The following is a 26,463-nucleotide window of genomic DNA, read 5'->3' as shown; positions in this document are numbered from 1 at the left end:
AGGAGGTCATCGTGAAGAAGGGATTGGCGGCCGTGCTGGTCGCGGGACTCACTGGCCTGGGGGTTGCCACGGCGCCCCCGGCGCTGGCGGACGGCTGCGGTCAGTTCGTGTTCGGTGGCAATGGTGGCGGTCAGTGTGACGGCCCGTTCTACCCAGACGGCAGCTTTCAGCGTTGCGTCACGGTCTACGTGCTGGGCATCGGCGGCACCAACTGCTTCATCGTTCCGGCTGGCGCGCCGCAGCCAGGTTCGGCGCCCCCGGCTCAACAGCCGGCGTGAGTCGGGCGGCCTGAACCCGCAGCCCTGGGCACCGGCTGCCTGACGACCCGATCGGCGCGATTTCCCGCATCGACGTGCCGCTGCGTCGATACGATCACTCGACCGTCGCGAGCGTGGTTTTCCGGGAAAGGTTCTGGCCAGATGTCGTCGAACACCGCAGCCGAGATCGTCAGAAGCGTCGGAGGCGCCGCCAACATCGCGGGGCTGTCGCACTGTGCGACGCGATTGCGCTTCCAGCTCCGCGACGCCTCGGGCGTCACCCAGTCCGACATCGAGGCGGTGCCCGGGGTGCTCGGCGCCGTCCCGCAGGCCGGTGACCGCTACCAGGTGGTGATCGGCGGCGCGGTGCAAAGCGTCTACAACGACATCCTGGCGCTGCCCGGGATGAGCGGCGCCGGCGCCGAAGACCCCGACGCAATCAAGGCCGCCGCCCGCGCCAAGGGCCCCCGCGGCAAGTTCACCTGGCTGGACTCGTTCTTCGAGTTCCTGTCCGATTCGTTCCGCCCCATCCTGGGAGCGCTGCTCGGCGCGTCGCTGTTCATCACGTTCATGGCCCTGATGAGCACACTGCACGTCATCCCCAACTGGGCCGACCCGCGCACGGAGCTCTCCCCGTCCTGGCAGTTCATCAACCTGTGCTGGCAGAGCGTGTTCGTCTTCCTGCCGCTGATGATCGCCTACAACGCCTCGAAGAAACTCGACGCCGACCCGTGGGTCGGGTTCGCGATCATGGCGGTGGTGATGCTGCCCGGATTCGCCGGCCTCAAGGACGTATCCCAGCCGATGACCGTGTTCGGCTCCCAGGTGGACATCGTGCACATCTTCGGCGTGCCCCTGACGGTGTTCAACTACAGCTCGCAGGTCTTCCCGCCGCTGTTGATGGCCGCGGTGCTCGGGCCGCTCTACAAGTTCCTCAAGCGGATCATCCCGGACAACGTCCAGCTGATCTTCGTGCCGTTCCTGTCGATGCTGATCATGATCCCGCTGACGGCGTTCCTGATCGGGCCGATCGGGGTGTACACCGGCGCCGGGCTGGGCAGCTTCTTGAAGTCGGTCAACGACTTCTCGCCGTTGATCTTCGCGATCCTGATTCCGCTGGCCTACCCGTTCATGGTTCCGCTGGGTCTGCACTGGCCGATCAACGCGATCATGCTCATCAACATCCAGACCCTGGGTTACGACTTCATCCAGGGCCCGATGGGGGCGTGGAACTTCGCCTGCTTCGGCGCGACGGCCGGGGTGCTGTTCCTGGCCTGGCGGGAGCGCGACGCGCAGATGCGCCAGACCGCGATCGGTGCGCTGGCGGCCGGATTGCTCGGTGGCATCTCCGAACCGTCGCTCTACGGAATCCATCTGCGGTTCAAGCGGATCTATCCGCGAATGCTGGTGGGCTGCTTGGTCGGTGGCGTGATCATCGGCATCGGTGGCGGGGTGACCACCAAGGCGTTCGTGTTCACCTCGCTGCTGACCATTCCGGCGTTCTCCAATATGGCGTTGTACGCGGTGGCAGTTGCCGCGGCGTTCCTCACCGCGATGATCCTGGTGATCCTGTCCGGCTACCGCTCACCCGAGGAGGCCGCCGCGGCAGTCGCGGCGGGCGTGCCGGTAGCCGATCTGGAGAGCCCGCGGGCGAAAGCCAGTGCCGAGACGTTGGTTGCCGCAAGTGAAACCAAGGCCGCCGACCAGGCGGGTGTGGGCATCGATGTGCCGTCGCCGCTGGCGGGCACGGTGGTGCCGCTGGCCGATGTGCCGGACCCGGTGTTCAGCAAGGGCACGATGGGTCCGGGGGTGGCCGTCGAGCCTTCCGGGGACACGGTGTACGCGCCGGGCGCCGGTGTGGTGGTGGCTGTCCCGGCGTCGGGGCATGCGTTCGGCCTGGTGCTCGACGGCGGGATCGAGTTGCTCATCCACGTGGGTATCGACACCGTGGCGCTGAAGGGCGAGGGCTTCGACGTCAAGGTCGCCAAGGGTCAAAAAGTCACGGCGGGAACGCCTTTGGTGACCTTTGATCGCGCTGTGATCGAGGCCGCCGGTTACCCGCTGATCACCCCGATCGTGGTGCTCAACGGCAAGAAATTCGGCTCGGTGGATGCGGCAACCACCGGCGAGATCGCGGTGGGTGCGCCGCTGCTGACCGTGACGCCCGCGCCCGCGCCAGCCGAGGCGTCGGTGTAGGCGAGCGCTGGGTGAGGGGGAGGCCGATGACCCGGGTTCGGATGGGCGCGCTCGTCGGTGTGTGTGCTGGGCTTGCGCTCTTACCGGTCGTTCCCAGTGCCGCCGCTGATACTCCGAGCTGGAACGGCGATTACGAGATCACGTTCATCGTCGGCCCTAAGGGCGGGACAAGTCTGGCGGCCGGTCAACCCGAGCAGCAGTACTCCGACGTCTACACCTTGCAGTCGAGCTGCACCGGCGGGCAGTGCACGGCCACGATCGTCGGTGGCCCTTCGCCGAGGAATCCCACTGTGCCGCAGCCAGTTCGGTTCACCTGGGATGGATCATCCTGGACCCAGGTGAGCGACTTTCAGTGGGAGTGCAGGAAGGACGACGGCACGGTCGAATGGAATCCGGCCCGGGCCGACGTGCGCTACACGCCCCAGCCCGACGGGACATTGTCCGGCACCATGCGCACCGATATCACCGGCGGCGCTTGCCAGGGAACAGTCGAGATGAATATGACGGCCACGCGGGTGTAGTGCTCCCGGCATGAGTCGAACATGCGACACCGGCTACAAGTCAGCGTGCAGCCCACCGAATCACGGTGCCGAAAGTGGCTTGGAAATGCGATATCTGCCATCCGTGGCCACATAGCCCCTCGGTCACATGAGGGTGGGACGTGGTCGTCTGGTGATCGTTGCGATAACGAATTCAGGCCGGGCCCCTATGTGCCCGGTAGCATCGAACCTGTTCGATTCGTCAAGGGGGTGTCCCGTGGAACGTAGAACACCGAAGAAGGTGGTGGTGTCGAAGGCTGCGGTGAAGCGCTCTTCGATACGCGCGGTGAAGGCGTCGGCCAAGTTGGAGGGTCGAGTTGTTCCGGCCGGGCACCAGCGATCGGACGCAGTGAAGGCATACCTCGCGAAGCATCAGCCGCCGAAGCGCTGATGTCCCTCTTCCCTGGTTACGGTGAGACTCTCTTCCACACGACGAACTGAGTGCGCTACTACCCGCGGTCGTCGAAGTCCTCGGTGAGCCGGTGACGCGAGCGGATGTCTATGACCTGGAGCAGGCGTTGCAGGGTCAACTCGAAGAGGAGTTCTTGGTGGCGGCGATAGACGGGTCGTTGCCACTTGACGAGTTGTTGACCGATTACTTCCTCCGAGACTTGCATGCCCGCATGTATGGCCCGATCTGGGAGTGGGCGGGGAAGTGGCGCAAGTTGGAGCTCAACATCGGGGTCGCGCCGGAGATGATCGCTGTCGAGTTGCGGGAGTCGCTGGGTACAATCGCCTACCGGTGGGAGCACACCGACGACTGGTCGGCTCACGATTTGGGAATTGCGGTGCACGCCGAGACTGTGCGGATTCACCCGTTCATTGATGGAAATGGGCGTGCGACACGATTTCTTGCCGATCTGGTGTTTGCCGCTGCGCAGGATCCTGCGGAGTTGAGGTACGACTGGGATCTCGACAAGGTCGCGTACATTGAGCTGCTTCGCGCGTACAACGGGCACCGCGACGTATCAGCGTTGGCAGTGTTCGTCGAGAGCGTGCCGATCGAGGGCGACTGATCCGGCGCCGCGAAGGATGGGCGCGTTTCGCTGATGCCTGCCGGGTCCCAGCGTTTCTCCTTGCGCGAGCATAGATCGCGGTTGCCACGGTGAGCATTGTCGCTCGCTAAGAGCTCGATACCCCTCGATGTGGAGAGCGCTGGGCCCACACCGCGATTGTTGAACTTCGAACGCCAACCGGCGTGGCGTCGTCCCCAAACGCTCAACTCCCTCATCGAGGGAGTGTCAAGGATCAACCGAAGCAGGTGTAACGCATCAGCCGAGGTCATACATCGAAAAGTGCCCCCGGCATGATTCGAACATGCGACACCGGCTTTAGGAGAGCCGTGCTCTATCCCCTGAGCTACGAGGGCGGACCGGCTGGCAGTTTACCGTGCCGGGGTGTCCGCCCCGCACAGTGCGATCAGGTAGCAGTGCCCGGGCGCTGAGCTGGGATATCCCTTGCGCAGCCAGACGGCCAGACGGCGGATCATGGTCACCTTCGGTAAGGGAGCAGGGCCCCCCACTCGTAGCGGGCGACGGCGGTGGCGTTGCTGTCGGCTTCCGGCTCGATGTCCTGGGCCAACCGGACCAGCGCCCGGGCCACCCGCCCGCAGGAGAGGTGATGCCGGTGCGAGGCCCGGCTGATCTCACCGGCGGCCGCGTCCAGCGTGCATCTCTTGATCGCGACGATCACGCCCTCGGCCTGCTGCCTGATCTCGGTCTGCTCGAAGTCCCCGTCGAAGTCACCTAGGTACTGCTGCGTCATCCGGAATTCCTGTACCGCTGTCATCGCCGTCCTGCCTCCCGCAACCAGCCATTCCCGGCGATCAGGGGTGGCAAACCACCGACGGTTCAGCGAAGTTCGGCGATGACCTTGGCGAAGTAGTCCGCGTGGTAGTCCTGCACGGTGAAGTAGGTGATCCCGTAGCGGTCGCGGCGCTCCCGCAGGGTGTCGGCGATGTCGCGGGGCGTCCCACTGAGCACGGTCGGGAGCGCCAGCAGTTGTTCGTCGGTGGCTTCCGTCTCGTAGCCGCGGGTCAGCCGCAGGTCCGGCACCCCGGAGGCATCCGTGGGCACGCCGGTGATGGCGATATTGAGTTCCAGGTCGTCGAACCGGTCACCGGCCGCCTCGCGGACGAATGCGATCCGCTCGGCCAGCGGGTCGTGCTCGGGCGAGCGGGGGATGCCGCCGCCGGTGAGCCCGATGATGTCGGCGTGCTGGGCGGCGATCCGCAACACCCGGTCACCGTTGCCGGCGATCAGGATCGGGATCGACGGCGCCACCTCTTTGAGGTACTTCGTGGTGTGCCGCAGGTGGTCGACGCGTTCACCGGCGCTCGGGTAGGGCATCTCCGCCGCCTCGAACTCCTCGCGCACGTAGCCGGTACCCAGCCCCAGATCCAGCCGTCCGTCGCTCAGCACGTCAACGGCGACGGCGTCGCGGGCCAGCAGCGCCGGCTTGTAGAACGCGGCATTGATCACGAACGTGCCCACCCGCATCGTCGGGGCGGCCTCGGCGGCGGCGACCATCGTCGGGAACGGCGCCGGCACCCCGAAGCGCCCGAGGTGGTCCGGCACGTGCAGCACGTCGAAACCCAGATCGGCGAAGCGGCGCACGGTGTCGCGGAGCTTCGCTGCAGACTTGACCGACCGCACACCGATACCGAACCGAAAGTCCCTGGGCACCCCGGTCATGCTAGAGACACCGCGGTTTGGGCGACGGCACTTTCGGGCATTCACCTGCCGATGAGCGCCCCGAGCGTCGGTGTGGAGGAGGAGTTCCTTCTCGTCGACCCCCACACCGGTGAACCGGTGCCCCGCAACTCCGAGGTGGCGCACCGCGCTGCCCGCCACGATGTCGAACTCCAGCTCGAGCTCACCACCTGCCAAGTGGAGACCGCGACGGCGGCGGCCCAGACGAGTTCGCAACTGCGCCAGGACCTTACGCGTTTGCGCCGAGTGGCCGCCGATGCCGCGCAGGAGGCCGGCGCGACCCTGCTCGCGGTGGGACTGCCACCCACGGTGCCGCACGCCTTCCCGATCACCGACGCCCCGCGCTACCGCGCGATCGCCGAACGCTTCGGCATGATCGCCAGCGAGCAGGGCATCTGCGGCTGTCACGTTCACGTTGAGGTGCCCGACCGGGACGCCGCGATCGACGTCGGCAACCGGCTGCGGCCGTGGCTGCCGTTGTTGTTGGCGCTGACCGCCAATTCGGCCGTCTACCGCAACTCCGACAGCGGGCACGCCAGTTGGCGCAGTGTGTTGTGGGGCCGCTGGCCCAGCGCCGGCCCGCCGCCGTTCTTCGAATCGGTCGACCACTACGACGCGATGGTGGCGATGATGATCGACTCCGGGGCCATGCTCGATGACGGCATGGTCTATTGGGACGTCCGGCCGTCGGCGAAGTTCCCCACCGTGGAGGTGCGGGTGTCCGACGTCCCGTCGACGGTGGCCGAAACCGTCCTGCTGGCCACCCTGATCCGGGCCGCGGTGATGACGGCGCTCGACGAGGCGGCCCGCGGGGTGCCGCCGCCGCGGGTCAGCGACCACACCCTGCGTGCCGCGTACTGGAAGTCGGCGCACGACGGGCTGGACGGCCAGGCGATCGATGTGCTCGACGGCTGGGCCACCGCGCCGACTGCGCGGGTGCTCGGCCAGTGGCTGACGTTCCTGGCCCCGGCGCTGCAGGAGCTCGGCGACGAGGAATGGGTGCGCGCCGAAGTGGCCCGCCTATTGCAGGACGGCAACGGTGCGATGCGCCAGCGGCAGGCCTGGCAGCAGCGTGGCGAGATCGGCGATGTCCTGGCCGAGGCGGCCGCAGCCACCGTCCGGGGGTTGGATGTCTGAGTCAGACCAGCGGCAGTTCGGCAACCACCTGGCCGGTCGGCTGGGTGGAGCCGGTGCCCGGCTCGACGGTGAACTTCAGCGCCGTGGACTTCCCGAGATCGGGCAGCACCGCGGTGGTCGACGGGGTCACCGCCTTGTCGTCCATGGTGCCGGCCGACGTCGCACCGGCATCGCTGACCAACCACATCTGATACACCGTGCCGGGCTTGGGTTTCGGCACATCGTTCATCACCAGCACGCCGGCGTTCTTGTCCCTGGAGAACACCACCGTGGCGGTGCCGCCGCCGGGGATGGCACCGGAGATGGTGTGCACGTCGGGCGCGGCGAACACCTGCTGGGCGGTGGACGGCTGGGCGGGCCCGGGGCGCAGCGATTGCACCACCGCGACCGCACCAAGTCCGATCACCACCGCAGCGGCGGCCGTCAGAACCGTGGTACGCCAACGCTTTCCGGAATCGGGGCGGGCGCTTCCCGCGGTGGGCAGGGTGCGCACGTTGTCGCCGGCAACCGTTGCCAGCAGTCGATCCCGCAGCTCGGCGGGCGGCTCCTGTGCGCTGACCGCCGACACCACGGCCATGGTCTCGCGGATGGCCCGCACTTCATCGTAGAAGGCGTCCGCCTCCTGCAGGCCGGCATGGGCCAGCCTGCTCTCGATATCGTCACGCTCGTCGTCGGGCAGCGCATGCAGTGCATACGGGACGGCGAGATCTAACAGGTCGCCGTCGGCGAACCCGTCGTGAGGTTGAGTCATCGCAGCACCCTCATCGCACACCCAGACAATTGCGCAAGCCCCGCAGCGCGTCGCGCATGCGCGACTTGATCGTGGCGAGATTCGCCGACAACCGCTCGGAGACCTGCACGTACGTCATTCCCTGGTAGTAGGCAAGTTCAATGCACTCGCGCTGGACATCGGTCAGGCCGTCCAGGCAGGCGGCGACCTGACGTCGTTCGTCGCTGGCGACCACGGCGTCACTGACGTGGTCGACCGGTGGCTCCACCGTCGACGAGCCGTAACGGGACTCGCGATCGGTGGCGGCCTGTTCGGAGCGCACCCGGTCCACCGCCCTGCGATGCGCCAGCGTGAGCAGCCACGCCAGCGGTGTTCCCGAGGCGGGGTCGTAGCTCTCCGCGGTGCGCCACACCTGGAGGTAGATGTCCTGGGTGGTCTCTTCGCTGTAGCCGCGGTCTCGCAGCACCCGGGTCACCAGGCCGTAGACCCGGGCGCGAGTGGCGTCGTAGAACGCGGCGAATGCTTCGGCGTCACGCTGCGCCACCCGGCGTAGCAGCCCGTCGAGTTCGGTCGGCGCCGTCATGGCCGCCGCCCGCATTTTATCGCTGACATCGAGCCGTAGCCTAACCGGCGGGTCAAGCAAACTTGTCACGATGGCATCCACGAACGCTGTGTTGCCGACCAACCAGCCGTCGCGGAGTGCATGCTCACCGCCTGCGGCAGATGCTCATGAGTGGCCGGGCGGGGCACCACCGGCACGCCGCGCAACCGCAGGATCAGGTTCTGCACCCGCGCACTCAGTGCGGCCATCTGCGGAGCCAACGGTGCGCTGAACTGCAACCGCAGCACCTGACCGGCGCTGGCCCGCCGCCGCGTCCCGCGCACCGTCGCCACCAGTGCGGGCTCGTTCTCGCGGTGCAGGGACACCGTGAGGTCCAGCTGCTCGGCCGGCCGCGGCGCCCGCACCAGGTAGTAGCCGTCCACACCGTTGAACGGCGAGGTGTAGAAGGTCTTGGCCACCATCGCCGGCGTGTCCTGGTCGGGCGGCAGCAGATAGGCGTGCCGCTCGCCATAGGTGTTGTGCACCTCGGCGATCACGCAGCGCAGCTCGCCGGTGGCGTCATGGCACCAAAACAGGCTCAGCGGGTTGAAGGTACGGCCCAGGACCCGTGGCATCAGCAGGGCTGTGATGCGGCCGCCGGGCAGGTAGATGCCATGTTCGGCGAGGTACCCGTCGACCCGCTGGCGCAGGGTGTCGTTGTCGGAGCCGGTGAAGTGGTCGACGGCCTCGAACCGGGCGAACGGGCGCAACCACCACGGCAGGCTGGGCAGCTGATCCACATCGACGTACCAGCTGTAACTGCTGCGTTCGCCGTAGTGGTGCACCGGTGATCGGCGCAGTTGGGTGATCCGAGTCCGGTACAGCGCAGGAGTCAGCGGCTGAGGGTCTGCCTGAGTGCTCATCGGTTTCACACCCACTATTCGGAGCACCGGTTGGCTCGGATGGGTCGGATCGGTGACGAAATTGTCGTCAGCGCCACGAGCGCGCCGCGGCGCCCAAACCCTGCACCAATGCCGAGGTGGCCGGGGTCAGGCCGTCGGCATCCGGAAGCTGGCTGCGCGGGCTGATCCCACGCACCCGGGTGGAGAGTTCGAGCTGGGTGCCGCCACCGCGGACCCGGTTCACCGGATTGTCGCGGTGCAGGCCGCGCAGTTCGGCGGGGATGGCCGCCAAGTCGGTGATCACCTGGTATCCGGGGACGACGACGTGGCGGGCCAGATGCTCGGCCAGCGCGCGGTTGCCGCCACCGGCCAGCAGCTGCGTGCTACGCCCGATGCGCCCGTAGCCGTGCAGCGATACCGCCACCTCGACGTGGTCCAGGAAGGTGGCCAATGCGGCCGACTCCTCGGCGAGATAACGGGCCGACGGCAGATGGTGCGGGTAGCCGGTGGGGTGGCGAAGCAGATACACCGAGGCCCCCGCGGCGTCGGCGGCACGTTCGGCGATGACGTCGGTCATCTGCTCCAGGCCGCCGCCGTGGATGGCCAGGAACCCGAAGGTCGAGCGCAGCCGGCACACCTCGGTGACCGCGGGATCGGCGAGCAGTTCGGAAAGCGATTGCGGCCCATCGGTTTTCGATGCCAACGAGGTAGGCCAGTGAGTGGGATCCCAGCGGTGCAGGAAGTCGATCCAGCGTTGCGGCAGGCCGTGATGGCGGGCACCGTCGATGATGCGCTCCAGGTAACCCGGCCGCGGCGGCCCGGGTTCGGTGCGGTGGTCGATGTAGACCCAGGCCGCAGCAGGCCCGTCGGCGGTGTGCACGGTCAGCTGGTCGCGGCGGTAGCGCGACGGCACCCCTTCGGCGCTGTCCAGGGTGGCCAGGTCGCGGTCGGACAGCCACCACAGCACGCCGTGCACGGTGCTGCCGGCGAACGGCTCGACGGTGGCCACACCGCGTTCGTTGATCAGCCAGTCGTGGTCGGCCAGGGTCGCCGGGCGCGGGTCGGTGGCGTCCGGACAACGCTGCGCCATCTGCTGGATGCACAGGTTGGACCCGTAGGCGAAGTACGGGTGCCGGAGCCGCTGGGCCGGCGACATCGGGTCGCGCATCAGCGGGTGAGCGTGAGGTAGATCAGGACCACGTTGAGCAGCGTAATGATCAGGGCGATGCCCCAGCCGAAGATCGACACCATGCGGTGGTTGGTGTCCGCGCCCATCAGCGCACGATTACTGGTCAGCCGCACCAGCGGCACGAGCGCGAACGGAATGCCGAACGACAACACCACCTGGGAGATCACCAGCGCCCGGCTCGGGTCGACACCGATCGCCAGCACCACCAGTGCGGGGATCAGGGTGATGAGACGTCTGACCAACAGCGGGAACGACTTTCGGAGTAAGCCCTGCATGATCATCGCCCCGGCGTAGGCGCCGACCGAGGTCGACGCCAGGCCCGAGGCCAGCAGCCCGACCGCGAAGAACAGCGCCACCGTCGGCCCCAGGGCAGCACCGACGGCGGCGTGCGCGCCCTCGATGGAATCGGTGTTCGGGGTGCCCTGCAGGTTGGTCGCGGCGATCAGCAGCATGGCCAGGTTGACCGCGCCAGCGACCAGCATGGCGATTCCGACATCCCAGCGGGTGGCCCGCAGCAGCAGCCTTCTGGCCGCACCGGCCGGCGGGTGGCCGTGCCGATCGCGGGCCAGGCCGGAATGCAGGTACACCGCGTGCGGCATGACCGTTGCACCCAGCATCGCCGTGGCCAACAGCACGCTTTCGACGCCATCGAACCGCGGGACCAAGCCGGCGGCCACCTCGCCGGCCGGCGGGGCCTTGACGAACAGGCTGGACAGGAAACCGATGGCGATGACCATCAGCAGGCCGGTGATCACCCGCTCGAACACCCGCTGGCCGCGGCGGTCCTGCACCACGAGCAGCAGCAGCGACACCGCACCGGTGATGACCCCACCGAGCAGCAGGGGCAGTCCGAACAGCAGCCGCAGTGCGATCGCGCCGCCGACCACCTCGGCCAGGTCGGTGGCGATGGCCACCAGTTCGGCCTGGATCCAGTAGCCGACGCGGGTCGGGGTGCGGGTGTGGTCGCGCACGGCCTCGGGCAGGCTGCGGCCGGTGACCAGGCCCAGCTTGGCCGACAGGTACTGCACCAGCCCGGCCATCACATTGGCCAGCACGATCACCCAGACCAGCAGGAAACCGAATTGGGCGCCCGCGCTGATGTTGGCCGCGACGTTTCCCGGGTCGACGTAGGCGATGGCCGCGACGAATGCGGGCCCGAGCAGATACCAGCCAGCCCTGGCGACCCGGGTTTGCTCTGGCAAGCGTCGAGCTCTCTATGCGGCGGGTGAAAGTGGCCGAAACCAGCTCCGCCGGCCACCGCCGGGGATGTTAGACGCCGGTTTGCTCAGATACCAATCCAGATCCCGCCCAGGCCGATTCCAATGCCGCCGAAGCCCCAGCCGGGGTACGGGTTGGTCAGCGCCGGGTTGGGTGTGGTGGTGATCTGGGCGTGCCCGGGCGTCTGGCAGATCTTGGTGTTGGGGCCGGTGTCGGTGCACTCCGGCGCGGCCGCGACGGGAAATGCCAGCAGCAGGCTCGCGAGTATAAGGACAGCAGCGGTGCCGAGTCGGCTGACGATCCGCATGACGGGCCTCCTCACAGGTTGGCCTACCCAGCAGCGTACAACCCCTTACCGGTGACCAGGGGCAGGTCCAAAGTGGTGCGGATGCCGGGCTCGGCGGCCACCACCGCCGGGATGGCGTTGACGATGCGCATGGCCGTGGCCAGCACGCCGGCATGGTTGTGATCGCCGTTGGGGCTCGACAGGCACACGTCCATGGCGTAGCAGGGTTCACCGGTGATCTCGATGCGGTAGTTGCCGCCCTCCTGAGCGGGCTGCGGCCACTCGGGGCACAGGTCGTCGCGCAGCCGGGTCACGTGCTCGAGCACCACCGCAGGCGCACCCTCGACCAGTCCGATCACCTCGAAGCGCAGGGCCGCGGCAGTGCCCTTGGCGATGTGCCCGCTGGCGATCTCGAAATCCTCCGGTGCGGGCTCGCGCACGTAGATCTCTTCGAGGCCGTCGAGTTCCAGACCCAGACCCGCGGCGATCTGGCGGACCACCGAACCCCACCCGATGCTGAGCACGCCGGGCTGCAACAGCATCGGGATCTCGTCCATCGGCCTGCCGAAGCCCATCACGTCGAACATGACCGTCGCGCTGTCATAGGTCGCGTAGTTCACGATCTCCATACAGCGCACCTGCTCGATGCTCTGGCAGGTGCCCGCCAGGGCCAGCGGCAGCAGGTCATTGGCGAAGCCCGGATCGATGCCGTTGACGTAGAGACTCGAATTACCCTCCCGCGCAGCGTCTTCCAACGGCTTGATCATCTCGTCGGGGATGACCTGCCACGGCCACTGCAGGAACACCGGGCCGCTGCCGACGATGTTGACGCCGGCGGCCAGGATGCGCCGGTAGTCCTCCAGCGCTTCGACGAGCCGGTTGTCGGCCATGGCGTTGTAGACCACGCACTGAGGCCCGGTGGCCAGTACTGCGTCGAGGTCAGTGGTGGCGGTGATCCCGGTGGAGGAGTCCAGGCCGGCCAGTTCGGCGGCGTCCTTACCGGCCTTGGATTCCGAGGACACCCACACGCCGGTGAGTTCGAAGGCGGGGTTGTTGATCAGCGCGGTCAGCGAATGGACGCCGACGTTGCCGGTGCCGATCTGGGCGACGCGGATAGCCACGGGACTCCTCAGAGGTCGGGGATCGGAAGATCCAGGTTGGGCATGTTGAGCCCACCGTCGACCTCCAGCGTCTTGCCGGTGAGGTAGCTGGCGGCGGGCGAGGCGAGGTAAACCGCGGCGGCGGCGATGTCGGCGGGATCGCCGAGGCGGCGCATGGGGGTGGCCTTCTCCATCGGGTCGCGCAGTTCGTCGCTGGAGGCCACGATCTGGAGCGCGGAGGTCAGGATGGACCCCGGTGCGATGGCGTTCACCCGGATCTTGGGGCACAGATCCAGTGCGGTCAGCCGGGTGTACTGGGCCAGCGCGGCCTTGGCGGTGCTGTACGCGGCGAATCCGCGCCCGGCGGTGCGGCCCATCGTCGAGGTGATGTTGATGATGTTGCCTCCGCCGGAGTGCTCCAGCATCAGCGGCACCGCGGCCACCGTGAGGGCGTGGGCGGTCAGGACGTTGAACGCGAACGCGTCCTTCATCGCCTTGACGCTGGTGGACAGCAGCGCGTTGGGCATGGTGCCGCCGACGTTGTTGACGACGATGTCGAGCTTGCCGAACGCCTCGACGGCCTTGCCGGCCAGCTCGGCGGTGGTCTCCGGCTGCGACAGGTCACCGACGACGACGTGCGCGCGGCGCCCGAGGGCCTCGATCTGGCCCGCGACGGACTCCAACTCGGACTGGGTGCGGGAGCCGATCACGACGTCGGCGCCGACTTCGGCGAACGCGACCGCAATCGCGGCACCCAGACCACGGCCGGCACCGGTGACGACTGCTACTTGACCATCAAGGCGAAACTTGTCGAGGATCACGTGTCTCTCTTCCCTTGTCCGCGAACAACGTAACAACATCGCGGCGCCCGACGGCCGCGAATTCCGAACGCAATTGAAACACGTTCTAATTTCGTCATGAGCCGATTCGGCGAGGACTACGCCTTCTTCGCGGGCGCCTTCTTGGCGGCAGCTTTCTTCGCAGGCGCTTTCTTGGCGGGTGCTTTCTTCGCGGGCGCCTTCGTGGGGCTCTCGGAATCACCGGCCGCCTCGCGGCGGCGTCGCACGCTGGCCTCCAGCTTGGCCAACAGATCCGAGACGTCCTCGCTTTCGTCGAGCTGAGCCGGCTGATCCTCGGTGGTGAACGCCTCGCCACCTTCGAGCTTGGCCTCGACGAGTTCGCGCAGCTGCTCCTGATAGGTGTCGTGGTAGCGCTCGGGGTGGAAGTCGTCGGCCATCGACTCGACCACCTGCCCGGCCATCTTCAGCTCGGCGGGCTTGATCTCGATCTCCTGGTCGAGCACCGGGAAGTCGGGGTCGCGGATCTCGTCGGGCCACAGCAGCGTGTGCACCACCATGACGTCGCGTTTGGAGAAATCCTTGACCCGCAGTGCGGCCAGCCGGGTCTTGTTGCGCAGTGCGAAATGCACGATCGCCACGCGTTCGGTCTCGGCGAGCGTCTTGGCCAACAGCACATAGGACTTCGACGATTTGCCGTCGGGCTCCAGGAAGTAACTGCGGTCGTACATCAGCGGGTCGATCTCGCTGGCCGATACGAACTCCACTACCTCGATCTCGTGGCTGCGTTCCTCGGGCAGGGTGGCGATGTCCTCGTCGGTGATGATCACGGTCTGGCCGTCATCGGACTCGAATGCCTTGGCGATATCGCGGTATTCGACCACCTCGCCGCACACTTCGCAGACCCGCTTGTAGCGGATGCGCCCGTTGTCCTTGGCGTGCACCTGGTGGAATTTCAGATCGTGGTCCTCGGTGGCGCTGTACACCTTGACCGGCACGTTCACCAGGCCGAACGCGATCGAGCCCTTCCAGATGGAACGCATAGTCCCAGTATGCAGGCCGGGGCCTGCCGCCGGGTCAGACCGCGGGCACTGAGCCCGGATTGAGACCGAGCGGCACGTCGGGATTCGCGCCGGGAGAACCTTCTTCGTAGCCCTGCATCGGCGGGTACTGGCAGTTGCTGTTCATCGGAGTCTGGTCGCCCGAGCAGTACGGAACGTGGATCTCCGGATCAGCCCCGGCCATTGGTGCGCCGGCGACCGCCGCTGCCACCAGCAACGTGCCGATCCACCGCCGAGCCATTGGTCAACGGTAGCAGTGGGTAATACGTTGAGGTGGTGAATCAGGTGTGGCCGCCCGGGGCGACGAAGGGCCCGCGCGTCGCGCTGAGCAACGCCGACAAGGTGCTCTATCCGGCCACCGGCACCACCAAGGCCGATGTGTTCGGCTACTACACCGCCATCGCCGAGGTGATGGTGCCGCATATCGCCGGGCGCCCGGTGACCCGCAAGCGCTGGCCCAACGGTGTGGACGAGCCGGCGTTCTTCGAAAAGCAGCTCGCCAGTTCGGCCCCGGACTGGCTCGAGCGTGCGTCCGTGGTGCACCGCTCGGGCGCCACCACCTACCCGATCATCGACACCTCGACCGGTCTGGCGTGGATCGCCCAGCAGGCTTCGCTGGAGGTCCATGTGCCGCAGTGGCGTTTCACCTCGGCCGGAAAGCCCGGGCCCGCAACGCGTTTGGTGTTCGACCTGGATCCCGGCGAGGGTGTGGAGATGCCGCAGCTGTGTGAGGTGGCCAACGGCGTGCGGGAATTGATGGACGACATCGGGCTGACGGTCTATCCGTTGACCAGCGGCAGCAAGGGCCTGCACCTCTATGCGCCGCTGGCCGAGCCGGTCAGCAGCAGTGGTGCGGCCGTGCTGGCCCGCCGGGTGGCCCAGCAGCTCGAGCAGAGCATGCCCGCACTGGTCACCGCCACGATGACCAGGAGCCTGCGGGCGGGCAAGGTGTTCCTGGACTGGAGCCAGAACAACGCCGCCAAGACCACCATCGCGCCGTACTCGCTGCGCGGCCGCTCCCATCCCACCGTCGCCGCACCGCGCACCTGGGACGAGATCGGCGATCCCGCGCTGCGCCAGCTGGAGTACACCGAGGTGCTGGCGCGGGTGGCCGAGCACGGCGATCTGCTCGCTGACCTCGACGCCGACGTGCCGCGGGAGGACCGGCTGTCCACTTACCGCAGCATGCGCGATTCGGCCAAGACACCGGAGCCGGTGCCTGCCGCTGCCCCGGCCCTCGGCAACAATGACCGCTTCGTCATCCAGGAGCACCACGCCCGCCGGTTGCACTACGACTTCCGGCTGGAACGCGACGGGGTGCTGGTGTCCTGGGCGATCCCGAAGAACCTGCCCGACACTCCGGCCGTCAACCACCTGGCCGTGCACACCGAGGACCATCCGCTGGAGTATGCGACGTTCGAGGGCGCGATCCCGAAGGGCGAGTACGGCGGCGGCCAGGTGATCATCTGGGACTCCGGCACCTACGAGGCCGAGAAGTTCCGGGACAACGAGGTGATCGTCGACCTCTACGGTCAGCGGATCACCGGGCGCTATGCGCTGATTCAGACCAAGGGCGACCAGTGGCTGGCACACCGGATGAAGGAACAACCGGTGCCCTCTCTGCGGGACTATTCACCCATGCTGGCCACCCTGGGCTCGGTCGAGAAGCTGACCGCGGGCCAGTACGCGTTCGAAGGCAAGTTCGACGGCTACCGGCTGCTGGTCGAGGCCAACCATGGCCGGATCCGCCTGCAGTCGCGCAGTGGACGCGACGTCACCGGTGAGTATCCCCAATTGGCCTCGCTGGCAGCAGATCTCGCTGACCACGACGTGATCCTCGACGGTGAGGTCGTGGCGCTGGATGCCGACGGTGTGCCGAGTTTCGGGGAGATGCAGAACCGGGTGCGAGCCACCCGTATCGAGTTCTGGGCCTTCGACATCTTGGCGCTCGACGGGCGGTCGCTGCTGCGTGCCAAGTACCGCGACCGGCGCGCGATCCTTGAAACCTTTGCGCAGGGAACCGATCTCATCGTCCCCGCGCTGCTCGACGGCGACGGACCGGCTGCCCTCGAGTATTCGCGCACCAGAAAGTGGGAGGGGGTGGTCGCCAAGAAGTGGGACTCCACCTACCAGCCGGGGCGGCGGTCCTCGGCCTGGATCAAGGACAAGAACTGGAACACCCAGGAGATCGTGATCGGCGGGTGGCGGGAAGGGAACGGCGGACGCTCCAGCGGCATCGGGGCACTGCTGATGGGCATACCGGGCGCCGATGCCCTGCAGTTCGTCGGCCGGGTCGGCACCGGCTTCTCGGACAAGGAACTCGGCAAGCTCAAGAAGATTCTCGAACCGTTGCACACCGACCGCTCGCCGTTCGACCCGCCGTTGCCGCGGGCCGAGACCAAGGGCGTCACCTACGTTCGGCCCGAACTCGTCGGCGAGGTCCGCTACGGCGAGTGGACCTCCGATGGCCGACTGCGCCATCCCAGCTGGCGCGGCCTGCGCTCGGACAAGGACCCCGCCGACGTGAGGCGGGAATCCTGACCGGCGGCGTTCAGTCGCCCGGGCCGAACACGTCGACCAGTTCGGAGAGCAGGACGTAGGCCAACGCCACCGCGGTATCGGCGTCCCGGTTGGTGATCGCGGTGGCCAGTTCGACCTGACCGCCGCGGTTGGTGAGCGCCTCCGCGTTGAGTCCCTGCACCATCACTGCGCCGACTTCCTCGATCGAGCGCATCAACGTGTTCAGCGCCAGCTGGTAGGCGACATTGCCCGACCCGATCATGATCGCGGTCCACAACCGCAACTCGGCGTCCTCGAACTCCTGCAGGGTCCCGGTGTGCGGGTATGCCGCAGCGGCGGCGGTGACCGCGGCGAGCTGGTCGTCGTTGGCCTTCAGCGCACACAATCGGACCGCGTCGACCCCCACTGTGCGCCGCAGCACGGCCGTGTCGCGGAAGATATCGGCGAGCGGCACCACACCGGCGTCGATGAGCGCGAACCCCATGTCCAAACCGGCATGGGTGCGCCAATCCAGGACCATCGTCTTGCCGCCCTGGCTTATTCGCACCAACCCGGCCTGCTGCAGACGTTTGAGCGCCTCACGCACGACGTGACGGGTCACGTTCAGCTCGGCCGCCAGGTCACGTTCGGAAGGGGCGGCTTCGTTCGCCGGCCAACGGCCGCTGAGGATCTCCAGCAACAAGGTGTTGAACACGCCGTCGGACAACGTTCCGGTGCGAGAAACCGGACGTAAGAAATTCACCACCCCATACTTGCACCGATACCTCGTCGGCCGCTGTGCAGTCCCAGGTGGGGAACACCCTGCGGCCGGCGTGTTTCAGGGCAGGCTAACCAAGGTCAACGATCCGATTGTCGGTCGCTGCGTCAGAACCCTTGCACGCCAGTCGAACTCAGCGCCAGCGCTTCCTGCAGCCCTCGGGTGGCCAGCGCGTCGGCCAATTCGTTGTCGCCGATACCGGCGTGCCCCTTCACCCAGAACCACTCGACGTGATGGCGCCCACACGCGAGCTGCAGCCGCTGCCACAGGTCGACGTTCTTCACCGGCTCCTTGGCCGCGGTGAGCCAGCCGTTGCGCTCCCAGCCGTGCACCCACTTCGTGATGCCGTTACGCACGTAGGTGCTGTCGGTGTAGAGGTGCACCGTCACGGTGCGGGTCAGAGCCTCCAGCGCCATGATCGGCGCAGTCAGCTCCATCCGGTTGTTGCTGGTCTGCCCCGGCTCGCCGCCGCACATCTCCCGGACGCGCTCGCGGTGGCGCAGCACCGCGCCCCAGCCGCCGGGGCCGGGGTTGGGGCGGCAGCCGCCATCGGTGTGGATGACGACGATGTCGTCTTGCATGCTGGCGAGAATAGGCACCGTCGCGGGCCCGGCGGTCACCGACGCGCCGAGATCATCGCCGTGCGCACCGACAGCCCCAGGTCGCCGTGCCGCAGCGTGGTGATCCGGCGGCCGGGCTGGACGGCGTCCTTGACCGGCAGCGTCCGGTCCCCGAAGAACGCGGCGGTCGCGTCGATGTCGTCGACGACATAGGTGATGCCCCACAGCGTCGAGGGGCCGTCACCCGCCACGTCCGGTGAGCCGACGACCTCGACGATCACGTCGCCCAGGCGGAAGAAGATCTGCCGGATCGGCCGGCCGCCCATCTCCGCAGCGCGCTCCCGACGGGGGTGTACGTCGATTGCCGCCAGTGCGTCGACCGTGCGGGCCAGGTCGGGGGACAGCAGTACCAGGTGGTCGATCCCGCTGACGCCATTCGCGTGCGTCGCGGGGTCTGCGGGTGCCGTGTCTGACGCGGCTGTCGGGATGCCGTCGATATCCCCACCCGGGACACCGCTCAGCGACCAGCCGACGATGCCGCTACCGCGCCTCGCGGCCCACGAGCCGCAGGCGAACCCCGCCCACCCGGCACACGTCATCGGCATCGACGGTGAACCCCGCCTGCCGCCATGTATCGACTGTGTCCGCGATCTCGATCTCCTCGACGTGGACGGCCATGCTGACCATCATCGCCTACGGGTCTTTGTTCAGGAATCGCTCGGGGTGATGGTAGGTGTTGGTGCCGCCTCTGATCGGTAGATGTGGTGGCGGGATCCACTCGGTGTCGCCGTTGGGGCGCTTGCGGGTGAGCCAGCCGCCCGACTCGACCAGCAGGTTGTCACATTTGCAGGCGAAAGCCAGTTCGTCGATGTTGGTATTGCCGCCATCGGACCAGTCCTTGACGGCGTGGTGTACCTGGCAGCCGTAGCCGGGCACGGTGCAGCCGGGTGCGGTGCAACCACGATCCCTGGCGTGCAACACAATTCGCTGATCGGGCGACGCCAGCCGTTTGGTGCGGCCCAGCCAGAGCGACTGTCCGGTAACTCCGTCGAACAGGGCGAGATAGTGGTAGGAGTGGGCGGCCATCCGGATGACGTCGCGCATCGGGATCAGGCCGCCGCCTCCTGTGACGCCGTGGCCGGTCTTGTCCTGCAACTCCTGCAGCGTGGCCGAGACGATGACGGTGACGGGCAGGCCGTTGTGCTGGCCGAGTGCGGGGTCGCCGAGCTTGCTGCGCACCATCGCCATCAGAGCGTCGTGGTGGCGCTGCCCGACCGAGCGGGTGTCGGCGGCGGCCTGCGCCGGTACGGGTTCCCCATCGGTGACGGCGGTCTGGTCGGCGGGGTTGCACATACCGGGCGCGCCGAACTTGGCCAGCACGGCTTCGAGGTAGGCGCGAAGTTCAGGAGTGGCAACCAGGCGGGCTTCCGTCATCCCGTCCGAGCGCTGACGGCCGAGTATGAAGCTGCGCTTGCGGGCCCGATCCTCATCGCTGAAGGTGCCGTCGGGGTTGATCTCGAGTGCCAACCGCTCGGCCAGCCGGGCCAACTGGTCCGGGCGGAGTAGTCGTGCGTGCTCGGCGAGGAACGCCTCGGCCTTCTCCCGCTCAGGGGCCGTCACCTCGAGCGGGAGATCGCCCAGGAACTTCTGAATGACCCGCAGGTGCTCGGGGTCCAGCTCACCGGCGCGCCAGGCCGCTGCGGCAGCGGGCTGCCGCGGCGCCAACTTTTCACCGGTCAGTGCGGTGCGCTCGCACAGTGGCTCGGTGATCCGTGCGCGCCGGCGGGCTTCGGCCGGGCTGATGCGCAGCCAATCGGCCAGCACTTTGCCTGCCGCTCCGCCGATCTCGGCGACGCTGCGCTGATGCAGGTGGTGGCTGGCATCGTGGGAGACCACGGTGTGGCGGCGGATGGCCTTTTCGGTCAGCGCGGCCAGGTGCAGGAGATCGGCGCTGTCTAGACTGTCGAGGTCCAGTTCGGCGACGGTGTCGAGGGCGGCGTCGACCGCCTCGAATGCCCGCAGCACCGTACTCGAAAGCATGTTCGAAACGCTACGCCGACCCACCGACAGAAACAGCCCGGCCTACCCGCCCGGTGGATGAATCCGGGTCTGTGAATAACCCTCTAGCCCTGCAGGATTGGCTTCAGGTTCTCCAGCACCGTGGGGTCCTCGATCGTGGACGGCATCGGCTCGTCCTTGCCGTGCGCGATACCCCGCATCGTCTTGCGCAGGATCTTGCCGGACCGGGTCTTGGGCAGCGCCGGAACCACATCGACCAACCGGAAGCAGGCCACCGCGCCGATCTCGTCGCGCACCGCCGCCACCAGTTCCTCGGCCAGCCCGTCGGCCGTCGCGCCGGCCTTGAGCACCACGAATCCGCGCGGCACCTGACCCTTGATCTCGTCGGCCACACCGATCACCGCGCACTCGGCCACCGCCGGATGCGAGGCGAGCACCGCCTCGATCGACCCTGTCGACAACCGGTGTCCCGCAACGTTGATCACGTCGTCGATGCGGCCCATCACGAACAGGTACCCGTCGGAATCGATGTATCCGCCGTCGCCGGTCAGGTAGTACCCGGGATGCTCGCACAGGTAGGACGCCTCGAAGCGGGCATCGTCACCCCACAGTGTGGGCAGGGTGCCCGGCGGCAGCGGCAGGCTGATACAGATCGCGCCCTCCTCGCCCGGCGCGCACGGCGAGCCGTCGACCTGCAGGATCTGCACGTCGTAGCCCGGCATCGGCACCGTCGGTGAACCTGCCTTGAGTGCAAGGTGTTCCACGCCCATCGGATTGGCGGCGATCGCCCAGCCGGTCTCGGTCTGCCACCAGTGGTCGACTACCGGGATGCCCAGCTTCGCCGACGCCCAGGCGTAGGTGTCGGGATCCAGCCGTTCGCCGGCCTGGAAGAGGTACTTCAGCGAGGACAGGTCGTAGCGGCCGATGTGCGAGGCTTGCGGATCCTCTTTGCGGATCGCGCGGATCGCCGTCGGGGCGGTGAACAACGCCTTCACCCCGTACTCGGCACAGACCCGCCAGAAGGCGCCGGGATCCGGTGTGCCGATGGGCTTTCCCTCGTAGAGCACCGTCGTCGCGCCCGCCAACAGCGGGCCGTACACGATGTAGGAATGCCCGACCACCCAACCGACGTCGGAGGCCGCCCAGAACACGTCACCGGGGTCGATGTCGTAGACGTTGCGCATGGTCCACAGCAGCGCGACCGCGTGCCCGCCGTTGTCGCGCACGATCCCCTTGGGCTTGCCGGTGGTGCCGGAGGTGTAGAGCACGTAGAGCGGATCGGTGGCCGCCACCGGAACCGGGTCGACGGGCGCGGCATCGGCCATCACCTCGGCCCAGTCCCGGTCGCGGCCCTCGACCAGGGCGCAGCGCAACCGGTCGCGCTGGACGATCACGCACGCGTCGGGCTGGTGCGACGACAACTCCAGGGCGTGATCGAGCATCGGCTTGTACTCGACGACCCGGGTCGGTTCGATCCCGCACGACGCCGACACGATCACCGTGGGCTGGGCGTCGTCGATCCGGGTGGCCAGTTCGTGGGCGGCGAATCCGCCGAACACCACCGAGTGCACCGCGCCCAGGCGGGCGCAGGCCAGCATGGCGATCACGGCTTCCGGGATCATCGGCATGTAGAGCACCACCCGGTCACCCTTGCCGACCCCGAGTGAACGCAGCGCACCGGCGAAACGCGCTGTCTCGTCCAGCAATTCGCCGTAGGTGATGACTCGCTTGGTCCCGGTGACGGGCGAGTCGTAGATCAGCGCCGCCTGACCGGCACGACCCCCTGTGACGTGCCGGTCAAGCGCGTTGGCGCAGGTGTTGAGCTCTGCGTCCGGGAACCACCGGTAGAACGGCGGATTGCTGTCGTCGAGGATCCGCTGCGGCTCACGCGTCCACGTCACGGCACGGGCGGCCTGCGCCCAGAACGCCGCCGGATCGGCAAGGCTGGCCTCGAACAACTCGCGATATCCGCCCACAGCGGCTCCCTCCCGTCATTGGGTGGTTGCACGGTAGCGCGCGACGGTGGTGCAGGTCTCATCGGTTGCGGATTTGTCGGCGAACGCACCGAGTTCTGCGGTGAGCGGCTCAGGTCAGGGTGGCGAGATTGGATACCGAGCGGCGCACGTCGGATTCGAGCAGCCGGGCGACGAACCGCCCCACCGGACCGTTGAGCAATCCGCCGGACAGATCGGCCAGCAGCCGGAAGCACGATCCCGGATCGTCGTCGAACACCCGCATGGTGATCCCGATCCCGATGCCGCCGCGGCCCGAGCCCCGCAACTCGATGGCGTGCGGCTCGTCGTAGCCCGTCACACACCAGTGGATGACGTTGCGGAACCCCTTGACCTTGATCAGTGCGGCCACCTCAGTGCCCTCGCCGATCTGGCTGGGCACCGGACCGCGCCAGCCGCCGAAGATCGTCATCCACTCGTCGAAGCGGTGCAGATCCGAGGCCAGCTCCCAAGCGCGTTGCGGGGAAACGTCGGAAGGGACGGATACGTCCACTGTCGCCATGGCGCCCGGGATACCCGTGGCGGTGGCGGGTTAATCTGCACCGCATGGCTGCTGTGGAATTCGCCGAACTCGAAGACGGCATCGCCGGGGTCACGCTGAACCGGCCGAACCTGCTCAATGCGATCGACGGCGCTTTGCTCGACGGGATCGACGACGCTCTGGACAAACTGAGTTCGTGGAACTACCGGGTGGCCGTGCTGACCGGTGCCGGGCGCGGCTTCTGCGCCGGGGCCGATCTCAGCGGCACCGGCGAGCCCTGGACGGCGCCGGCCGGGGCGCCGTTCAAGACCATGTATGACGGGCAGGTGCGGTTGGCCGACCAGATGACCCGGCTCTACGAGCTGCCCATCCCGGTGGTGGCCGCCGTCAACGGGGTGGCCGTGGGCGGGGGACTGGCCTACGCCCTGCACTGCGATATCCGGATCGCCTCGCAGAACGCCCGATTCGGGTCGGCGTTCATCAAGGCCGGCTTCTCATCGATGGACATGGGTACCAGCTACCTGCTGCCCAGGATCGTCGGCGCCGGCGCGGCGCGCGAACTCATGCTGACCGGCCGGATCATCGACGCCGACGAGGCCTACCGGATCGGCTTGGTGCACCAGGTCGTGCCGGCCGATGACCTGGCTGACGCTGCGCTGGCGATGGCGCGAACCATCGCCGCCAACAACGCCTTTGGTGTGTGGCAGACCAAGACCGGGCTCAACGCCGCCCTGGACGCGCCGAGTCTGCGGCACGCCAAGGAGATCGAGAACCGCACCCAGGTGCTGACCGGGTTCACCAACAACCCGACCGAAGCCGCACTGGCGCACCGCGAGAAGCGGGCCCCGACGTGGGATCCGCTGTAAGGGCTACACCTTGGCGATGACGTTCTCGGCGAACCACTCCAGGTTGCGGATCTTGGCGTCCAGCGGCTCGGTGTCCGGGCCCTTGATGTAGGGGATCCGGAAGCCGACGATCACGTCGGTGACGCCCTTGTCCTCCAGGCGCTTCACGCCGTCGACGGTGAAGCCGTCGACCGAGATCACGTGGATCTGGAACGGCTTGTCGGCGGTGCCTTCCTCTTGGCGGAAGTGGTTGAGCTTGGCCAGCAGCTCGTCGAGATCCTCTTCACCGCCGCCGTGCATCCAGCCGTCGTTGCGGGCCGCCCGGCGCAACGCGGCATCGGCGTGCCCGCCGATCAGGATCGGGATCGGCTCGGTGGGCGCCGGGGTCATCTTGGTCTTGGGGATGTCGTAGAACTCGCCGTGATACTCGAAGTAGTCACCGGTGGTGAGCCCGCGGATGATGTCGATGCATTCGTCCATCCGCTTGCCGCGCTTGGCGAACGGCACACCCATCAGTGCGTAGTCCTCCGGCCACGGGCTGGTGCCCACCCCGAGGCCGACGCGGTTGCCGATCAGAGCGGCCAGCGAGCCGGCCTGCTTGGCAACCAGCGCCGGCGGGCGGATCGGCAGTTTGAGGACGAAGAAGTTGAACTTGAGCCGCTCGGTCACCGCACCGAGGGCAGCGGTGATCACGAAGGTCTCGATGAACGACTTGCCGTCGAGAAATTCGCGGTTTCCGTCCGGGGTGTACGGATATTTCGAATCCGATTCGAACGGGTAGGCGACGCTGTCCGGAATCGTCATCGCGTCATAACCTGCGGCTTCGGCGGCCTTGGCCAGCGGGATGTAGAAGGAGGGATCGGTCATCGCCTCGGCGTATGTGAATCGCATACCCGATAGTAGAACGTGTTCTAATTATTGACGGAAGATGCTCCCGGATCGGATGCGGGCAAGGTACGCTCGCCGCAGGGCTGAGAACAATGCTCACCACGTCCGCTCTGTTTCGGGCGTATGCACCGCAACTTCGCCACTGGCAGTTCGGTCGCCGAGGTTCTCATGCGACATCCGACAGAACTGCTGGTGCGGCGTTCGGTGCGGCCGTCACAAGTCAGGAGCCACGATGACCGCTGTCCTCGAGTCGCCGCCGCGCAGCACCGTCTGCACCACCGCCGACCCCGAGGCCGTCGCCACGTTCATCGGCAGTGCCCACGGAATCCGCGGCCGTGTCGAGGGGTTGCGTGGTGACCGGCCGATCACGCTGTCGCACGTGGTGATGGGTCCGGTGAGCCTGTGCACCGCACGGGTCCCCGGCGAGCTGGTCTTCGAAGCCGAGCCGGCGCCCTGCTTCGTGGTCACCCACCTGAAGTCCGGCACGATGCAACTCGGGTCCGACGCCCACCCCGACATCTGCGTCGCCGGCGACATCGTGCTCGCCATCCGGCCCGGTCGGCCCTGCCGTGCGCACCTGGCCGACGCCGAGGTGTCGCTGGCCGCGCTCACCCCCGCCGCATTGGCCGAGATCACCGGCAACCTGGATCGCGGACCGGTGCGCTTCACTTCCGGGCGGCCCCGCTCGGCGGCGGCCGCCTCGCAGTGGGAGACCGCGGTCGAATACGTCACCACCACCTTGGCGGACCGGATCGGGGTCGGCGGCTCCCAAGCGGTGGTCGGCGCGGCGGTCCGGCTGCTGGCCGCCACCATGCTGCAGGTCTTTCCCAACACCTATGCCGACGCCGTCGACGACAGCGTCGACACCCTGGACACCTCGCCGCCACTGCTGCGTCGCGCCATTGAGTTCATGCACGCCAACTGCGCCCGCGATATCGGGATGACGGATGTGGCCCGCGCCCTCAACGTCACACCGCGCGCGGTCCAGTACATGTTCCGCCGGCACCTCGACATCAGCCCGATGACCTACCTGCGGCAGATCCGGTTGCGCCGCGCGCACCGCGACCTGATGGCCGGTGACCCGACCCGCGACACCGTCGCGGCGATCGCCATCCGCTGGGGCTTCGCCCACACCGGCCGGTTCAGCCAGGCCTACCGGGCCGAATTCGGCCAGTCACCCAGCGTGACGCTGCGCGGCTGAGCCTATTCGCCGCCCTCGCCCGACGCCGGGGCCGGCGGTAGATCGGCCCACGCGGACTTCGCGCCGGAATCCCCGATCCGGTAGGTCTGCACGATCGTGCCGATGCCGGCGGCCAGGACCATCACCGCCACCACCACGTTGAGTGCGGTCGAGACCGACTTGCCCCGGCTGGTGCGCAGGTGTACGACCGCCAGCAGCACCGCCGCGACCAGCAGCGCGGCGGCGAAATAGATCATCGTGTCGCCGAGCTCGGCGTGGGCGTGTATCAGCGGCGTGCGCCCCACCCGGTGCTCGAGGTACTCACCGGCCTCGGTGGTCACCGGCGTCAGCACCGCGACGACACCGGCCAGGACCAGCACCAGCCACACCAACCGCTGGCGGGCGGCCGGCCACAGCACACACAGGATCGCCAGGATGGCGGTCAGCGGTGCGAGCACCACGATGAAGTGCACGTACAGGATGTGCGCGGGGAGTCCGTTAAACGTCGACACGCGCCGAATACTACGCCCGGTAGGA

The 26,463-nt window shown here is 67.6% G+C and carries 27 protein-coding genes, 1 tRNA gene and 1 pseudogene; 8 read left to right on the top strand and 21 right to left on the bottom strand.

Features of this window, described 5'->3' with window-relative positions; genetic code table 11:
• Positions 1-8 precede the first annotated feature (8 nt).
• The 4 genes from G6N35_RS14735 (at position 9) to G6N35_RS14720 (ending at position 4,008) form a co-directional block, all read left to right on the top strand.
• A complete protein-coding gene (locus G6N35_RS14735) occupies positions 9-278 on the top strand; it encodes a CDGP domain-containing protein (RefSeq protein ID WP_456093995.1) in 270 nt (89 codons plus the stop codon).
• 141 nt (positions 279-419) lie between these two features.
• A complete protein-coding gene (locus G6N35_RS14730; protein ID WP_163804926.1) occupies positions 420-2,453 on the top strand; it encodes a glucose PTS transporter subunit IIA in 2,034 nt (677 codons plus the stop codon).
• A 26-nt stretch (positions 2,454-2,479) separates the two neighbouring features.
• Positions 2,480-2,974 (top strand): Rv2253 family sensor-like surface protein, encoded by a 495-nt coding sequence (locus G6N35_RS14725; protein ID WP_163804925.1) that lies wholly within the window; start codon positions 2,480-2,482, stop codon positions 2,972-2,974.
• Positions 2,975-3,474: 500 nt separating this feature from the next.
• The gene (locus tag G6N35_RS14720) at positions 3,475-4,008 is read left to right on the top strand and encodes a Fic family protein (protein ID WP_246224314.1); all 534 of its coding nucleotides are present in this window, start codon (positions 3,475-3,477) and stop codon (positions 4,006-4,008) included.
• 280 nt (positions 4,009-4,288) lie between these two features.
• Here G6N35_RS14720 and G6N35_RS14715 read toward each other — a convergent pair.
• The 3 genes from G6N35_RS14715 to G6N35_RS14705 all read right to left on the bottom strand — a co-directional run bounded on the left by G6N35_RS14715 (position 4,289) and on the right by G6N35_RS14705 (position 5,676).
• Positions 4,289-4,361, bottom strand: a tRNA-Arg gene (locus tag G6N35_RS14715).
• A gap of 122 nt (positions 4,362-4,483) precedes the next feature.
• Positions 4,484-4,780, bottom strand: coding sequence for a hypothetical protein (locus G6N35_RS14710; RefSeq protein ID WP_163804924.1), 297 nt, complete (start codon positions 4,778-4,780; stop codon positions 4,484-4,486).
• 62 nt (positions 4,781-4,842) lie between these two features.
• Positions 4,843-5,676, bottom strand: coding sequence for an LLM class F420-dependent oxidoreductase (locus G6N35_RS14705; protein ID WP_163804923.1), 834 nt, complete (start codon positions 5,674-5,676; stop codon positions 4,843-4,845).
• Between the two features lie 60 nt (positions 5,677-5,736).
• Here G6N35_RS14705 and G6N35_RS14700 point away from each other — a divergent pair, with 60 nt between their 5' ends.
• Entirely contained in the window at positions 5,737-6,840 is a 1,104-nt protein-coding gene (locus G6N35_RS14700) for a glutamate--cysteine ligase 2 (RefSeq protein ID WP_163804922.1), read from the top strand.
• Between the two features lies 1 nt (position 6,841).
• Here the strand turns inward: G6N35_RS14700 and G6N35_RS14695 are convergent, their stop codons facing one another.
• From G6N35_RS14695 to G6N35_RS14650, 10 genes are all read right to left on the bottom strand, one after another.
• Positions 6,842-7,591, bottom strand: a complete 750-nt coding sequence (locus G6N35_RS14695) for an anti-sigma factor (RefSeq protein WP_163804921.1) — start codon at positions 7,589-7,591, stop codon at positions 6,842-6,844.
• Between the two features lie 10 nt (positions 7,592-7,601).
• Positions 7,602-8,153, bottom strand: coding sequence for a sigma-70 family RNA polymerase sigma factor (locus tag G6N35_RS14690; RefSeq protein WP_163804920.1), 552 nt, complete (start codon positions 8,151-8,153; stop codon positions 7,602-7,604).
• Positions 8,154-8,218: 65 nt separating this feature from the next.
• Positions 8,219-9,034 (bottom strand): DUF1365 domain-containing protein, encoded by an 816-nt coding sequence (locus tag G6N35_RS14685; RefSeq protein ID WP_163804919.1) that lies wholly within the window; start codon positions 9,032-9,034, stop codon positions 8,219-8,221.
• A 67-nt stretch (positions 9,035-9,101) separates the two neighbouring features.
• Positions 9,102-10,181 carry a poly-gamma-glutamate hydrolase family protein gene (locus tag G6N35_RS14680; RefSeq protein WP_246224313.1) on the bottom strand — a complete coding sequence of 360 codons (1,080 nt, stop codon included), beginning with the start codon at positions 10,179-10,181 and terminating at the stop codon, positions 9,102-9,104.
• Complete coding sequence (locus G6N35_RS14675; RefSeq protein WP_163804918.1) at positions 10,181-11,404, bottom strand: Nramp family divalent metal transporter; 1,224 nt, start codon at positions 11,402-11,404, stop codon at positions 10,181-10,183. Before G6N35_RS14675 ends, G6N35_RS14680 begins: the two co-directional genes overlap by 1 nt.
• 83 nt (positions 11,405-11,487) lie before the next feature.
• Positions 11,488-11,727 (bottom strand): hypothetical protein, encoded by a 240-nt coding sequence (locus G6N35_RS14670; RefSeq protein WP_163804917.1) that lies wholly within the window; start codon positions 11,725-11,727, stop codon positions 11,488-11,490.
• A gap of 23 nt (positions 11,728-11,750) precedes the next feature.
• On the bottom strand, positions 11,751-12,827 hold the full coding sequence (locus G6N35_RS14665) for an NAD(P)H-dependent amine dehydrogenase family protein (RefSeq protein ID WP_163804916.1): 1,077 nt from the start codon (positions 12,825-12,827) through the stop codon (positions 11,751-11,753).
• Positions 12,828-12,835: 8 nt separating this feature from the next.
• Positions 12,836-13,627, bottom strand: a complete 792-nt coding sequence (locus tag G6N35_RS14660; protein WP_163804915.1) for an SDR family oxidoreductase — start codon at positions 13,625-13,627, stop codon at positions 12,836-12,838.
• Between the two features lie 116 nt (positions 13,628-13,743).
• Positions 13,744-14,646, bottom strand: coding sequence for a non-homologous end joining protein Ku (ku, locus tag G6N35_RS14655; RefSeq protein ID WP_163804914.1), 903 nt, complete (start codon positions 14,644-14,646; stop codon positions 13,744-13,746).
• Positions 14,647-14,680: 34 nt separating this feature from the next.
• Positions 14,681-14,905: a hypothetical protein gene (locus G6N35_RS14650; protein ID WP_163804913.1), complete on the bottom strand. Its 225-nt coding sequence runs from the start codon at positions 14,903-14,905 to the stop codon at positions 14,681-14,683.
• A gap of 35 nt (positions 14,906-14,940) precedes the next feature.
• Here G6N35_RS14650 and G6N35_RS14645 point away from each other — a divergent pair, with 35 nt between their 5' ends.
• Positions 14,941-17,205, top strand: a complete 2,265-nt coding sequence (locus G6N35_RS14645) for an ATP-dependent DNA ligase (RefSeq protein ID WP_246224312.1) — start codon at positions 14,941-14,943, stop codon at positions 17,203-17,205.
• Between the two features lie 10 nt (positions 17,206-17,215).
• On the opposite strand, the gene G6N35_RS14640 is transcribed toward G6N35_RS14645, so the two are convergent.
• The 6 genes and pseudogenes from G6N35_RS14640 to G6N35_RS14615 all read right to left on the bottom strand — a co-directional run bounded on the left by G6N35_RS14640 (position 17,216) and on the right by G6N35_RS14615 (position 23,034).
• Positions 17,216-17,926 (bottom strand): FadR/GntR family transcriptional regulator, encoded by a 711-nt coding sequence (locus G6N35_RS14640; protein WP_163804912.1) that lies wholly within the window; start codon positions 17,924-17,926, stop codon positions 17,216-17,218.
• A gap of 122 nt (positions 17,927-18,048) precedes the next feature.
• Positions 18,049-18,522, bottom strand: a complete 474-nt coding sequence (gene rnhA / locus G6N35_RS14635) for a ribonuclease HI (RefSeq protein ID WP_163804911.1) — start codon at positions 18,520-18,522, stop codon at positions 18,049-18,051.
• Positions 18,523-18,557: 35 nt separating this feature from the next.
• Positions 18,558-19,179, bottom strand: a pseudogene (locus G6N35_RS14630) (VOC family protein).
• Positions 19,180-19,194: 15 nt separating this feature from the next.
• The gene (locus G6N35_RS14625; RefSeq protein ID WP_163804910.1) at positions 19,195-20,541 is read right to left on the bottom strand and encodes an HNH endonuclease signature motif containing protein; all 1,347 of its coding nucleotides are present in this window, start codon (positions 20,539-20,541) and stop codon (positions 19,195-19,197) included.
• Between the two features lie 83 nt (positions 20,542-20,624).
• Positions 20,625-22,496 carry a propionyl-CoA synthetase gene (locus tag G6N35_RS14620; protein ID WP_163804909.1) on the bottom strand — a complete coding sequence of 624 codons (1,872 nt, stop codon included), beginning with the start codon at positions 22,494-22,496 and terminating at the stop codon, positions 20,625-20,627.
• 109 nt (positions 22,497-22,605) lie between these two features.
• Positions 22,606-23,034: a type II toxin-antitoxin system Rv0910 family toxin gene (locus tag G6N35_RS14615; protein ID WP_163804908.1), complete on the bottom strand. Its 429-nt coding sequence runs from the start codon at positions 23,032-23,034 to the stop codon at positions 22,606-22,608.
• Positions 23,035-23,078: 44 nt separating this feature from the next.
• On the opposite strand from G6N35_RS14615, the gene G6N35_RS14610 reads away from it, so the two are divergent.
• Positions 23,079-23,879 (top strand): enoyl-CoA hydratase/isomerase family protein, encoded by an 801-nt coding sequence (locus G6N35_RS14610; protein ID WP_163804907.1) that lies wholly within the window; start codon positions 23,079-23,081, stop codon positions 23,877-23,879.
• A 3-nt stretch (positions 23,880-23,882) separates the two neighbouring features.
• Here the strand turns inward: G6N35_RS14610 and G6N35_RS14605 are convergent, their stop codons facing one another.
• Positions 23,883-24,749: a TIGR03619 family F420-dependent LLM class oxidoreductase gene (locus G6N35_RS14605; RefSeq protein WP_163804906.1), complete on the bottom strand. Its 867-nt coding sequence runs from the start codon at positions 24,747-24,749 to the stop codon at positions 23,883-23,885.
• Between the two features lie 229 nt (positions 24,750-24,978).
• On the opposite strand from G6N35_RS14605, the gene G6N35_RS14600 reads away from it, so the two are divergent.
• The gene (locus tag G6N35_RS14600) at positions 24,979-25,947 is read left to right on the top strand and encodes a helix-turn-helix transcriptional regulator (protein WP_163804905.1); all 969 of its coding nucleotides are present in this window, start codon (positions 24,979-24,981) and stop codon (positions 25,945-25,947) included.
• A gap of 2 nt (positions 25,948-25,949) precedes the next feature.
• Here the strand turns inward: G6N35_RS14600 and G6N35_RS14595 are convergent, their stop codons facing one another.
• Positions 25,950-26,438 (bottom strand): DUF2231 domain-containing protein, encoded by a 489-nt coding sequence (locus G6N35_RS14595; protein WP_163804904.1) that lies wholly within the window; start codon positions 26,436-26,438, stop codon positions 25,950-25,952.
• Positions 26,439-26,463 lie beyond the last annotated feature (25 nt).

The organism is Mycolicibacterium anyangense (assembly GCF_010731855.1).
Classification (GTDB): domain Bacteria; phylum Actinomycetota; class Actinomycetes; order Mycobacteriales; family Mycobacteriaceae; genus Mycobacterium; species Mycobacterium anyangense.
The sequence above is the reverse complement of the archived record's forward strand: the minus strand, read 5'-3'. Positions and strand labels throughout refer to the sequence as shown.